This window comes from Bacillus sp. FSL M7-0558 (genome assembly GCF_038003245.1).
Lineage (GTDB): Bacteria > Bacillota > Bacilli > Bacillales > Bacillaceae > Bacillus > Bacillus pumilus.
In genome coordinates this window covers 718,205-732,878 of sequence record NZ_JBBOOU010000001.1, presented here as the reverse complement: position 1 = coordinate 732,878, position 14,674 = coordinate 718,205, and the positions used below count along the sequence as shown (strand labels likewise).

At 44.6% G+C, this 14,674-nt stretch carries 3 protein-coding genes; all 3 read right to left on the bottom strand.

All coding sequences use genetic code 11. The annotated features are described in order from the left end of the window. Positions 1–30: 30 nt before the first annotated feature. Genes MHB79_RS03500 through MHB79_RS03490 form a run of 3 tightly spaced genes read right to left on the bottom strand, consistent with a single transcriptional unit; the run spans position 31 to position 14,666 of the window. A complete protein-coding gene (locus MHB79_RS03500) occupies positions 31–1,038 on the bottom strand; it encodes a phosphotransferase enzyme family protein (RefSeq protein ID WP_335356195.1) in 1,008 nt (335 codons plus the stop codon). Continuing rightward, on the bottom strand, positions 1,031–7,441 hold the full coding sequence (locus MHB79_RS03495) for an HAD-IIIC family phosphatase (RefSeq protein WP_340989015.1): 6,411 nt from the start codon (positions 7,439–7,441) through the stop codon (positions 1,031–1,033). Before MHB79_RS03495 ends, MHB79_RS03500 begins: the two co-directional genes overlap by 8 nt. After that, positions 7,434–14,666 (bottom strand): SDR family NAD(P)-dependent oxidoreductase, encoded by a 7,233-nt coding sequence (locus tag MHB79_RS03490; RefSeq protein ID WP_340989014.1) that lies wholly within the window; start codon positions 14,664–14,666, stop codon positions 7,434–7,436. The genes MHB79_RS03495 and MHB79_RS03490 overlap by 8 nt, the downstream gene beginning before the upstream one ends. Between the last annotated feature and the right edge of the window lie 8 nt (positions 14,667–14,674).

Genomic DNA, 14,674 nt, shown 5'->3' with positions numbered 1-14,674 from the left:
CGCCTCATCACATAGGCGGGGATTTTGATGTTAAGATTGACTTAGCTTTGTAAAGTCAAACGTCGTAATCGGTGCTGCTTGCTCAATGTCGGAGCGGAAGCTAGCGAGCATGGCCTTCTCTTCTTCTCCGATGGTAGCCAAATCAAATGCTTGATGCAGCAAGCCATAGATTAGCACGTGACGTAAGCGAAGGAAGTCAGGAATGTAGGCAAGCCACTCATCCCCAAGCTCATTCTCTTCACGATAGCCTTTAAGGAACTGCTTCATAAAGTTTCCTGCAAAAGCTGCTTTGTCTTCGTATGGAATGACTGGGTACCACAACACATTGTATAGCAAAATGCTAATGTCATTCATAAACCAGTTGTACCCAATATCATCGAAATCAAAGGTCGTAATTTTGCCTTGATCCCAGTGGAAGTTTCCGTGATGAAGATCCGCATGAACCAATCCGTACGTATCCTGATTTTTCGGAAGCTTTGCCAGCTTTTCCATCAACCGATCCGCTTGTTCGAATACAAGCGTCTGATCGGCTGGGACATACTTACGCAATTTAAGCTGCTCCTCTTCATCCCACTCTTGTCTTTTATATCGCGTATCTGACAGCTGATAGCTTTTTGTCAGTTTATGCATGCGGCCTGTGTACTGTCCAAGGGCATAAAATAATTCATCATTCCAGTCTGCCTCTTCGACTTTATGACCCGGTGCTTTTTCATAGACCCGCAGTAAAAATGAACCGCCTTGCCCATCGTCTACTTGCTCGATATCACGGCCATTTAATGAAGCAATTGGTTTTGCAACCGAAAGTCCGCCCTTCGCTAAGTGATGGAGCCATTCCATTTCACCTAAAATATAATCAGGTGATCTGCGGATGGTATGGGTAATTTTTAAAATGAAAGACTCTCCGTCTTTTTTAAGTTCATACACATAGTTTTCTGCATCTGCGATAAAGTGGATGTCACTTCGCTGGACTCCGTATAAATGAGTGGCCTCATCTAAAATTTTTGATTCTTCATATATGGCTTTTACATCTTTATGCATGCTGATTCTCCCTCTTCATATATTTTGCTAATTCTCGAATGGTGTGTTTTTCAGCAAAATTCAAATCATCAACATACCAACCCTTCTTTTCAATCTCTACTTCCATTTTGACAGCAAGTAAAGAATTTCCTCCTAAATCGAAAAAGTCGTTGTCAATTCCTACTTTTTCCACATGAAGAATGTCACACCAAATCTCAAGAAGCAATGCCTCGCGTTCATTGGTTGGCTGTGCGTAAAGTCCCTGATCCTGCGTTAGTTCCGTCTTTAATAATGAACGAAGACCTTCTTGATCATGTACCTTAAGGGCTTTTACATACCCGCTGTGCAGCGTTTGATCTGTTTGAACCGTTTCCCATGTGTAACCTTCAGAAGCTGAATGACTTGCTGTCTCCACCCTTTGACCCTCTATTTCTTCAGCCGGGTGCTGACGAGGTGACAGGTGGTCGACGATCTGAATGTGATCGCTCAGTGAACCGATTTCTTCCACTTGTATCCGGTATGTTTGCTGCTCCCCCATCTCCTGCATCTTGTTTTCTTTCATAAATGACTTGAATAGCTCATTACGTCCAGTCGATGCAAATGTGAATTCAATAGAAGAAAGCTGGTGCTGACGGCTATATTCAGCGAGCCATGTCAGACATTTTTGCTCAATCCCTTTCCCTAGAGCACGGCAGCTTAGCATCCATGCATCAATGATCAAGGTGTCGCCTGCATGATGAGCCAAGATCGCCCCTACAATTCCTTCATGACTGAAGCGATCCGCTGCCTCAATAACCCAGCCCTTAACAAGCTCATTTTCCATCCGCTCTCTCAGCTGCTGTTCATCAAAGCGCTGATCATTTAAGCGGAATTGGTTAATGCGACTGCTCATTTGCGCCACGCGGGCAAGGTGCTTTTCTCCCCACTCTGTTACACTCATGTTCAAATTCAAATCTTGTAAAAATTGCTCCATTGACGGCGATTCTGCTTTCTCTTTTTGACGAGCTTTTTCAGCCTTGTAGCTTGTTGTTCGCCCTCTATCTTCATCTGTGACATCATAGCGGTCAAATGCCCAAGCATGCTGAGCGAATATTGGGATCGCTTTTTCATTGGCAGGTAGTAGCAGTGTCATCACTTCAGGCAGCTCTTCATTCATACGCAAGCACTGAGCAGGATCATCGTCTAAGAAAATAAACTGAGATAATGAAAGATTCAGGGAATCTGCCATTTCTTTGAGATGTGCCGGTTTACTTTCCCAATTGATCCGCCAGTCGACAATATCGTCTTTTTGCAAGATCATATCTGGGTGGTTTTCAAACACGCGCCACACATCTTCTTCATTATTCCTGCTGCTTAAGACAAGCAAGAGACCTTCTTTTTGCTTTTGTTTTAAAAAGCGCTGAAGCATTTGATGTTCTGGCGTAATATCGATGCCTTCTATACCGTCTTCTGAAACGACACCTCTCCAAAGCGTGTGATCACAATCAATGGCCGCTACCTTAAATGGTGCACCTTGCCATGCAATGAACTCGCGTGCGACTTTTGTACCGATGGCTCCACAAAAGACTTCAGTGAATGGGAGATGTGCGGCTTGCTCTCCTTTTACATCAAAGATGTCATCTATCTGATAGTGCTTCGCAAGCTGACGGCAGTCGATTAATTGAACACCGTCTATCTCAGATAATTGAGCAATCCACTCTCGTTCCACATCTTGCAGCGTGTCTTTAAGAGCAGCACTTATCGGCAGAATCCCAACAAAATATAAGTTATGTTTCGTTTTTGATTTCAGAACGTTTGCAAGTTCTTCAGCATGCTCTGCAGCCAGTTTTTTCTTTTCTTCCAGTGAAAGATGAGCTGGACCCGTGATATCCTCTAATCGAATGAGCAGAAGGTTCGCACCGTTTTTCTTCTGTGAGATAAGGCTGCGCTCATTTAGTAATTCCTGATATACCTGCCCATACGGTGCAAATTGAACATCAAGCTGCACATCAAACTGCTTGGTCCAGTACTGAATGTAAGGTGCGATTGGATCTGCTGTAAATGTCGAGCTGACTGTTAGTACGAGCGGTGCTTTTTCCTCTGCACGCTCCCTTTTCTCCTTTGCTGCCTGTTCTTCTTCCTGTGAAAGAACAGCGAAATCCTTGAGCAATTGATCAGGTGTTTGAACAGCCTGTTCGACCAAGTGCTCGAAGTGCTTGACGAACGCTTGCATTGTCTCATGTTTAAACAGCGCAAGATTGTATTGAAGGACGCACTTTAACTCACCTGTTACTTCTCTGACAACATCCATTTTCATATCGAGTTTGGATATTCCCTTTGCAAACTCATGTGTTTCGAAGGTTAGTCCATCGGCTTCGATTTTAATATTCGGATCGTACTCATTATGGTAGATGAGCATTGTATCAAAGAATGGATTGCGATGCGGTCTTGTTTTTGGATTCAGATGCTCAACCATTTGGTCAAATGGGTACTCTTGATGGTCATACGCATCCAGCAATACTTGCTTTGTCTGCGCCAGTTGCTCTGTAAAGGTTGATTCTTGTACCATGTCTAGTTTAATTGGCAGGAAGTTTGTAAACATGCCAATTGTATGCTCGATATCTGCATGACGCCGTCCAGCCACAAGTGAACCGACAATCAGCTCCTCTTGATCTGCATAACGTGAGAGCAGTAGCCCATAGAGCTGGAACAAGATAACGTTATTTGTCAGCTGATACTGTTCAGCAAGCTGTTCAATTTTCTCAACGATGTGCGGTTCAATATTGAATTTGATCGCTCTTCCTAAGAAGGATTGTTCCTTCCGTTCAAAATCATATGGCATTGTCAAAGTTGGCACATTTGAGCCAATTTGCTGCTTCCAATAATCCTGCTGCTTTTGAAACATTTCGCTACGGAAATATTTGTCTTGCCATTCTGCATAATCTTTATATTGAACAGTGAGTTCCGGCAAGGTTTCCCCTCGATAGAGCTCAGTAAATTCTTTAATAAAGATGTTCATGCTCGCTCCATCCGCCACAATATTATGCATATCGACTAATAAGAGGTGATCGTGAGCTGCGATTTTCACAAAACGAACACGGATCAATGGTGCAGCCTTTAAATCAAATGGACGAATGAATTCATCGATTTGTGCTTCTAATCCTTCTTCATCAGCCTCTGTCAATTCAACAGCAAATTGGAAGTCATCATGGACACGCTGAACTGGTTCACCATCTTTTAATTCAAAGGTCGTTCGCAAGGTTTCATGACGATCAATTAATTGCTTGAAGGTCTGCTCAAAGCGCTCGACGACAATTTCCCCTTTACATCTCAGTGCCATCGGCATGTTGTAAGAGGTCACTTGACCAATACGCTGATGAATGAGGAATGTCCGTCTTTGAGCAGCAGATAATGGATATGTGTCTTTCTTTTCGACTGGTTCAATCTTGAAATATTGATGCTTCTCTGCCTTTTCGATGAATGCTTGGAGCTTTTCAATTGTCGGATTGTTAAACATGTCTGTGAGCGTTAGCTCTACTCCAAATTCTTTGTGAATTTGAGAAATCAGACCGGTGGCATTTAACGAATGTCCGCCAAGCTCAAAGAAATGGTCGTCTCTTTCCACCTTTTCAATTCCTAAAATGTCTTTCCACATCCGCTGTAACGTTGCCTCAATGTCATTCGATGCGGCGGCATGGACTTGATTGTTTTCTTCTATTTCCTGCCCTTTGTTATCCTTTGGCACCATCATTTGCACACCTGAGGATGAAGATAGTGCAGATGTATCTACCTTTTCAATCCAATATCGTTGTCGTTCAAACGGATAGGTCGGCAAGGATACTTTTTGATTTGATGTCTGATTTCGCAATTTTGTCCAGTCAACCGGCACCCCTTGAAGCCAGATGTCACCCAATCTTCCCAGCAGGTAGCGGTCGTCGGCTGCCTCTTCTTTTGGATGACGCATCAATGGAATCGGCTGCTGATGATGTTCCTTTGAAGCTTGGCGAATAAAGGCACTTAACGTATTCCCCGGCCCGACTTCAACGAAAATAGGATCAAGCTCCGTTAATAACGTCTCTGCTCCATCACGGAAACGAACCGCTTGCCGCAAATGATTAGCCCAATATGCCGGGTCTTGCACTGTTTCATGGTCAATCCACGTACCTGTGACGTTAGAAATATACGGGATAGACGGCGCATTCAATTGATACTCGGCTACCTTTTCTTTAAATGATGGCAGGATGTCATCCATCATTTTAGAATGGAAGGCATGAGAGGTGTGAAGCTTCCTGCACCCATGTCCAGCAGCCTCCAGCTTCTCAGCAAGTGCATCAATGGCTACGGTCTCACCTGACACTACGCACAATTCAGGACCATTTACTGCTGCAAGTGAAAGATCATCTGTTAAATATGGCAGCACGTTCTGTTCACTCAAAGGAACACTCAGCATAGAGCCTTTTGGAAGCTGGCTAATGAGCTGTCCGCGATAAGCCACAAGATCTACGGCATCTTCAACAGATAGTAAACCAGATACGGCAGCAGCCGTATATTCTCCAATACTGTGACCGATCAGTGCCTGCGGTTTGACGCCAAAATGAATCAGCAATTTAGCCAAAGCGTATTCCACACTAAAGAGAAGCGGCTGCGTATATTCTGTTTGATTGATCAGCTGACGATCATCACTTGCTTCTGTTGAGAATAAAATACTAAATGGGTCAACTGAGACATGCTGTTTGAATTGATTCAAGCATTGATCCAGCGCTTCTTTAAAGACTGGATATTTGTCATAAAGCTGACTCCCCATGTCTACATACTGAGATCCTTGGCCTGGGAAAAGAAAGACGACTGGACGGCTCGATGTTTGGGAGCTAGCCGTCTTGACCACCTCTTTTGACCTTTGATTCAGCGCCTGTAACATATCCGCCGTGTTACTTCCAAGAATGACACGTTTATGCGGGAAATGATGGCGGCCTGTTTGCAGCGTATAGGCAACGTCACTTAGACGAACATGCTGCTGATGCTGGAGTAAGTAGTCCGCAAGGCGATCCGTCATTTTTTCAAGAGCTGCTGGTGTTTTGGCAGATAATAAAAGAAGTTCACTATCCTCAGGACTATCAGCGGCAACACGTGTAGCAGGTGCTTCTTCTAAAATGACATGAGCATTTGTTCCACCTATCCCAAATGAGCTTACACCTGCTCGGCGAGGAAATTCTTGCGTGCTCCATGGCGTCAAGTCTGTGTTTACAACGAAAGGCGAATTGGCAAATTCAATTTTTTCATTTGGTGTTTCAAAATGAATGGTCGGCGGAATCACTTGATGCTTTAAGCTTAAAACGGTTTTAATAAAGCCCGCGACACCTGATGCATCATTCAAATGACCAACATTTGATTTGACAGAGCCAATGCGGCAAAAGCCTTTTTTATCTGTATCAAATGCTTGCTTGAGCGCTTCAATTTCGATTGGATCTCCGAGGGTTGTCCCCGTTCCATGTGCTTCAATGTACGAAATGGTTTCAGGTTCCACCTCAGCCATTCGCAGTGCTGTCTTGATCGCTGATACTTGACCTTTCGTACTCGGCGCTGTATATCCTACTTTTCTATTTCCATCATTATTAATAGATGACCCTTTGATGACAGCATAAATGTGATCGCCGTCTTCAATGGCATCCTCTAAATTTTTTAAAATAACGGCTCCTGCACCATCACCAAAAACGGTTCCATCGGCTTTGTTATCAAAGACGCGGCAATGCCCGTCAGATGAATGGATCATGCCTTCTTGATAAAGATAACCTGATTTTTGCGGCAGACGAATGGACACGCCACCTGCAACAGCCATATGACAGTCGCCGCTTAATAAAGCCTGAACGGCTAAATGAATCGACACCATCGAGGTCGAGCAGGCGGTTTGCACCACCATACTCGGTCCCTTCAGATTTAATTTATATGAAATCATTGTCGCTAAATAATCACGCATATTCAGAACAGCAGCTTCCAGTGTTTTCGAATCCTCACCTTGAGCCGCCCCTTGAAGTGCTCTCATAACCCATTCTGTATTGATCCCTGCACCTGTATAAAGACCGATTTGCCCTTTATATTCAAACGGGTCGTACCCAGCGTCTTCAAGCGCTGTCCACACACATTCATGAAACAGTCTAAACTGCGGGTCCATCATGGCCGCTTCCTTTGGTGTATAGTCAAAGAAATCTGCATCAAATAAATCAACATCATCTAGCATCCCTTTTGCTTTAACAAAACGGGGATTTTTTAATAAAGCTTCATCTGTACCTTCACGCCGTAATTCTTCTTCTGTAAAAAAGGAGATTGTTTCTTTTCCCTTTTTCAGATTCTCCCAGTACTCATCTACATTTTTGGCCCCTGGAAAACGACCTGCAAGACCGATAACAGCAATTTCTGCGCCATGATAGTGATTCGTTGTATCATTCATTCTCGATTCCGCCTCTCAATCTTTTATTCCGTTGCTGTTTAAAACGAGCTCTTCGATCACCGGAAGTGACGACGGCTAGTTCTTCTTCCATCGCTTCTTCCTTCGAGTCCTCAGAAGGCTGGATATATTTCGCAAGCTCTGCAACAGAAGGGTACGTAAACAACGTCACAACCGCTTCATTTGTTTGAAGTGCTTGATTTAACCGATTGGTGACTTGGACAATATCCAGTGAGCTTGCGCCGAGATCGAAGAAATTGTCGTGAATGCCCACTTGTTCCATGCCCATAAAATCCTGCCATACTTGGCAGATCGCTTTTTCAGTTTCATTTCGAGGCGCCACATATGGATTGCCCAGCTCTGGTCTTTCGTGCTTAGACACTTCATACGAATCCTCATCCGCTGCGCCCTTAGGCTCTAGTGACAGCCATTGATCTATCCGTTCATCAAGATTTCCTGTAGACACGAGCATGTGTCGATTCTGCCGGCTAGACAGAACATACTGGAACAGCTCAGCACCCTCTTCTGGTAAAATCGCAAGCTCATTGATCGATTCACCTATTGTGGATTCTAGCTCACCCCAGAAATTCCACGCATCCCAGTTCACACACATCCACGGGGTTTGACTATGTTGATTAAGTCTAGCTGCAAATGCATCCATATATAAGTTAGCCGCTGAGTAAGCAGAGAATCCTAAGCCCCCAAGCAATGCACTAATGGAAGAAAAGAGAAGACAAAAGTCTGCTTGTTCTTGTTCCAGCAGCTGCTCTAGCACATCGAGCCCTTTCACCTTTGATTGGAATTGATCCTCTCCCTGCGTCAGTGTAGAAGGGATATCTTTGATTGCACGGAAGGATGTACTTCCTGGTAATCCTGCTGCATGGAATACACCATGAACGCCGCCATGCTTTTTGCGAATGGCATCAAATACATGTTTCATCTGATCCAGATCTCCTGCATTCGCCTGCACCGCTTCTACTGTTGCACCTAATCGTTCGAGCTCAAGCACCTTCTCAATTCTCGTGCGCTGCGCTTCATCGGCATTTGCTTGTTGAACATATGACGCCCATTCATTTCTTGGCGGCAATGCCGTTCTGCCAGTTAAATAAAGATGTACATTTCCTTCCTTCGCCAGCATCTTTGATAAAACAAATCCGATACCGCCTAAACCTCCTGTGATCAAATAAACACCATTTGGCCTGATCATCTTCGGAAGTCCATCTTCTTTTTGCAGCGGCAAATGCTTGTAGCTTTGCACCCAGCGCTTTCGATGACGATACGCCACAAGCTGGTCCTTTCCAGGCTGCATGATTTCCTGCACAATAAGATCGACAAGGACTTGTTCCTTCCAAGACATGACTTCTGGCACGTCTTCCACATCGATATTCCAGCACTTAATATGATGGTATTCCTGTGAAATGACTTTACACGGTCCAAGCATTGCACTTTTCTCTGCACATATCGTCTCATTGCCTGTAACTGGCTGGATTCCGCTAGTGATCGTAAACAGACGGCATTCTCGAATATTTTTTTGGGCAGCAATCGCTTGAGATAAGAAAATTAAGCTGTAATAGCCTTTTTCAATGTGCGCCTGAAAAGCGGCTTGACGATTCGAGTTGTCATCTTCTTTCGCAGCTTCCCATAAATGAAGAATCCGCTGAATATTGATGCCCCTATTAGACAATGAATCTAGCATGTTTCGGTAGTGCTGGCCTTCTGCCGGATTGATCGTAAACGACTGATCTTGCTCTTGATAAGCTTCACCCTTTGTGACAGAAATGACCTTGATACCTTGTTGCGTAAATGAATGAGTAAACAGTTCATGAAAAGCATCCTGTTCCTTGAAAATGAGCCACGTTTGTTCTTCTGTTTCTTTTTTGAAAACTGGTTTTAGCGGCTGCTGCTCCCAAGAAGGCAGGTAGAACCATTCTTCCATCTCTTTTTTCTTCGTTTCTTTAGGAGCGGATAGCTGCGGAGACGAGGGCTTTCCTGCTTCAATCCAATATCGTTTCCGCTCAAATGGATAGGTCGGTAGCGATACGAGCTGACGTTCCTCTTGAGTTGGATGTTGCTGCGCTTTGACCTCGTAGCCCCCTGCCCATAGCTCTCCTATTCTCTTTAAGAAATATGCATGGTCATCCGCTTGTTCTCTCGTATGCCTCACCATATTCAGGACATCATGATGAGACTCCTTGTTTTCATGACGTTTCGCTAATGCCGTCAAGCTGTTTCCAGGTCCAACTTCAATGAGTGCTCGTACTTCATCCGTTAACAGCTGAGATAGACCTTCATGAAAACGAACGGTTCCACGCAGGTGGTTCGTCCAATAAGATGCTGTCATCACCTCTTCGCTTGTCGCCCAGGTGCCTGTCACATTCGATATAAACGGAATTGCCGGCTCGTGCAATTCTACTTTCTCTACGAATTGTTGAAACGCCTCAAGCATCGGCTCCATCATGTAGGAATGAAAGGCATGAGAAGTATGGAGCTGGCTTGTGACAATTCCTTTGTCTTGCAGTTTCATTTCAAATGCAGCGATATGCTCTTCTCTTCCAGAAACGACACAAAGGTCTTTTGCATTGACAGCAGCAACAGAAAGCGATTCATCGATCATTGAGATGAGCTCCGCCTCGGGTAATTGCACACTAAGCATCGTGCCTTTTTCCATGTCTTGCATCAATCTTCCTCTTGCCATCACGAGTGTTAATGCAGACTCGAGAGAAAAGACCCCTGACAAACAAGCGGCAACGTATTCGCCGATACTGTGTCCAATCATTGATTCTGGCTCAACACCGCTATGCTGAAGCAATTTGGCTAATGCATACTCAAATATAAAGAGGAGCGGCTGGGCATTTGACGTTTTTGTGATGTCTTCGTTCGTTTCATTCTCGGAAAAAACAATGCTCTTTAAATCCACTTGCTCCGTTTCCATTACATATTTAAAGCATCTATCTACTTCCCATTTGAACACTGGCTCTGCATCATATAATCCGCGCATCATACCAGCATACTGAGCGCCTTGACCCGAAAACATAAAGGTCGCTTTACGCCATTTTTTGCTTCGGAACACACTCGTTTCAAGCTGTTTCTGCTGCATCCATTCATCAGCAGACGCGAGTACGATCGCTTTTCGGTATGGAAATTGCTTTCTGCCATACCGTAATGTATAAGCAATATCTTCAAGCGGGACTTGAGGATGCTGGATCACATACTGCTTTAATCGCTCTGTCATTTCCGCCAAAGCAGTATCTGTTTTTGCAGATAAGACGAGCAGCTGCTTTTGGTTAGAAGCTGGCTTCTGCTTCGCCTGTATGCCCTCTTCTATGATCATATGGGCATTCGTTCCGCCAATACCGAAAGAGCTAACTCCCGCTCTTCTCGGACCATCTGCTTCCTTCCAATACAACGCCTTTTGATTCACATAAAACGGTGTATCTTTGAAAGGAATCTCCTGATTGGGTGATTCATAATGAATGGTTGGCGGAATCGTTTTATGCTGGAGAGCCAAAATGGCTTTAAACAGACCTGCAATCCCTGCCGCACTATTTAAGTGTCCGACATTACTTTTCACAGAACCGATCGGAATCGTCAGCGGATCTGTCCCTTTGAACACTTGACTAAGAGCAGATACCTCAATTGGATCTCCCATGTTTGTCCCCGTACCATGAGCTTCTACATAACCAATGGACGCGGGGTCGATACCTGATTTTTCATACGTTTCTTTTAAAACCTCTGCCTGTCCTTCCACACTCGGAGCGGTAAAACCAGCTTTTCGGCTGCCATCATTGTTCACACCAACCCCTTTGATGACCGCATGAATCGGGTTACCGTCTCTCATCGCATCTTCATAACGTTTTAGCAGAACAATCCCCGCTCCATCTCCGAAAATGGTTCCGCTCGCCTCTTGGTCAAACGGTCGGCAATGTCCATCCTTTGATTGAATCATCCCATCTTGATAGATGTAGCCGATATTTTCTGGAGAACTAACCGTCACACCGCCTGCCAGTGCTGCATCACATTCTTGATTCAATAATGCTTGACAGGCCATGCCAATATTGACAAGTGAGGTCGAACAAGCTGTTTGCATGGTCACACTAGGCCCGTGTAAATTCAATTTATAAGAAAGCTGTGTACTAAAGAACTCACGATCATTTAACAGCATGGCGCTGAATTGCTCAGTTGCTTCCATTTGATGGGCAAAGCGCGTCAGCCACTCATGGTTTGGACTCGTTCCTGTATAAACGCCAATTTTCCCTGCCATTCGATCAGGGTCACAGCCAGCATCCTCCAGCGCTTCCCAAGCACATTCATGCAAGAGCCTGAACTGCGGATCCATTAGCTCTGCCTCTCTAGCAGAATAGTTGAAGAAGTCTGCATCAAAGCCTTCGATTTCTTGTAAACGACCTTTTGCTCCAATGAAATTCGGATGCTGGTAGACAGACGCATCCAGCCCTGCTTTCTTGAGCTCTTCTTCTGTGAAAAAGTGAATCATTTCCTCGCCATTCACAAGACGCTGCCAAAAGTCTTCTAGCGATGAAGCTCCCGGGAATCTTCCAGCCATTCCGACAATCGCAATATCCGTTTGCTCCTGGGACGTGTTTTTTACTTGGCGAGAAGCAGGCGTTTGAATCTGTTCTGACTGTTCTTCAAACAAATATTCAGCAAAACTTGCCACTGTCGCAAACCGATACAATTGCACAGTGTCAATTTGCTTGTCCACATGCTCAGATATTTTCGCTGCAAGCTGAGAAATATCAAGGGATGTCGCACCAAATTCGAAAAATGGCGATTCATCATCTATTTGATCAAACCCAAAATGAGTTTGCACAATGTCGTGAATGTCTTTTTGTAAAGAAGCGAGTGAAGCAAAGACACGCTGTTCATTCTGCGGCTTTTGTGGTTCAATGGCTGCCATCGTATTTGTTTGTGCAGAGAAATCAGTTTTATGAAATGGGTACCCAGGTAGCGGAATACGCTGTCTGTTCTTCTCATCTGTTATTGGGAAAGCTAAGCCGACCCCCATTTCCCAAAGAACACCTGCGATTTGAAGCATGTCTCCATCAAGTGGTTCGGTTGTTTTTTCTGCTCCCTTTTCAACTACAATCCCTTGTTTCGTTGAAAGGTCAATGATCAAAGCTGGTGATTCTTGCTCAACTATTGGTGATTTTACAGGCTGATCCATAGTAAGAAGACCCTTTACAGACGATGGATCGAAAGTGGTTAGTTCCTCCCCAATTTGCTGCAAGTAAACAGGCTGTTGGAGTGTCCTCTGAGGCAGGGAAGCCAGCCTTTGATTAACCGTCTCGGTATCATGAAGTTGGTACACAATAGATGCCGCATCGTTTAGCTCAAGGCCGCCTGCTGCATATAAAGCTGTCCAGACGCCGCTACCTTCTCCAACCCATCCATCTAGTTCAATTCCGAGTGATCTTACCATGTTGGCAAAAGCCGATGTCATGATCAGCATCGCCACTTCTGATTGACTGCTTTGTTTAGGATGGAACAGCTCATCTTTTTTGATAGGTACCGCGGATTGGACGAGGCTTATGATTCGATCCACTTCTATTTTGAAAGAAGAATCTTTCTCATACAGCTTGATGTAATCACGTAAACCTGACTCATGATACCCCGTCAGCTTCATGCTGATCCGTTTATAAAAATGACTTTCTCTGCCTGCTGTCTCTTCATTCAGCAATTGCAGCTCCGCTAATAACTCTTCCCGCGTGGAACAGACAAACGCTTTTCGATATTTGAAAGCCTTTCTTCCACTTTGTAAGGTATAAGCTGCTTCACCAAGTGAGAGATCAGGATGTGAGGAGACATATTCCTTTAAGTTTTTTGTCACGTTCTTCAGATCATGCGTTGATCTAGCTGACAGCACGATTAATTCTTTGGACGAGGCGTTGCTGTTTGCTTTTCTCGGCTTTGCCTCTTCTAAGATGACATGAGCATTTGCTCCCCCTATACCAAAGGCACTGACTCCCGCTCTCCTTGGCAATTGAGATGTCTTCCACTCCTCTTTGTCTCTCCCAACATAAAATGGGGTTTGATCAAAAGAAATGCGGTGATTCGGTTTCTCAAAGTGCGGCATCGGGGCAAATTGACGATGATGTAGCATCATGACTGTTTTGATAAAACCAGCTACACCGCTTGCGGCATCTAAATGCCCAATATTGGCTTTGACTGATCCAATTCGGCAATAGCCTTGTTGATCTGTTTGAAAAGCACGGGTAAGCGCCTCAATCTCAATCGGATCTCCAACAGGCGTCCCCGTTCCATGCGCTTCGATATAAGAAATCGTCTCTGGTTCTGTCTCAGCCATTTCTAACGCAGATTCAATGACACTTGCCTGTCCACTCACACTTGGGGCTGTATAACCGACTTTATTGCTCCCATCATTGTTCGTTGCAGATCCTTTTACGACAGCATAAATAAAATCTCCGTCTTCTATCGCATCTTTTAATCGTTTTAGCGCAACAACGCCTGCACCTTCACCAAAAATGGTTCCTTTTGCTTTTTCATCAAACGGACGGCAATGACCATCAGGAGAATAAATCATTCCTTCTTGGTATTGATAGCCTGTGATTTGCGGCTGATGGAGTGTGACACCTCCTGCTAACGCAAGGTCACATTCACCGCCGATTAATCCTTGGCAGGCCATGTGGATAGCAACAAGCGATGTGGAGCAAGCCGTTTGCACCGATACGCTTGGACCTTTTAGATTTAATTTATAGGCAATCCGAGAAGCAAAGGATGGGTCATTGAGATGCATGATTTGAAACACATCTTCGTTCTTTGCAAGTGACGACATATGCTGCCCCATCCACGATAGATTGCTAGATGCGCCGGCATAAAGACCAATTAATCCTTCGTATTGCTCGGGCTCATAGCCTGCATCCTCTAGCGCATGCCATGTGCATTCATGCATCAATCGAATTTGCGGGTCCATAATAGATGCCTCTCGCGGAGAGTAGCCAAAAAAGTCTGCATCAAATGATGATGCATGCTGTAAATATGGCTTTGCCTTGACATAATCAGAACGTTTTAGCAGCGTCTCATCTACACCCGCTGCCTTTAATTCTTCATCAGTGAAAAACGTAACGGATTCTTTCCCTTGCGATACATTTTCCCAAAACGCTTGCACATTCGGTGCCTCGGGAAACGTACCTGCTAATCCTACAACTGCAATTTCAAGTCCAGATTCGCTCCATTGCTCTTGATCAGACATACGCTGCA

What these genes read in the sequence shown, in the direction of transcription:
- MHB79_RS03490 (WP_340989014.1), bottom strand. Translation starts at nt 14,666, where the DNA reads ATGTCTGATCAAGAGCAATGGAGCGAATCTGGACTTGAAATTGCAGTT.
- MHB79_RS03495 (WP_340989015.1), bottom strand. Translation starts at nt 7,441, where the DNA reads ATGAATGATACAACGAATCACTATCATGGCGCAGAAATTGCTGTTATC.
- MHB79_RS03500 (WP_335356195.1), bottom strand. Translation starts at nt 1,038, where the DNA reads ATGCATAAAGATGTAAAAGCCATATATGAAGAATCAAAAATTTTAGAT.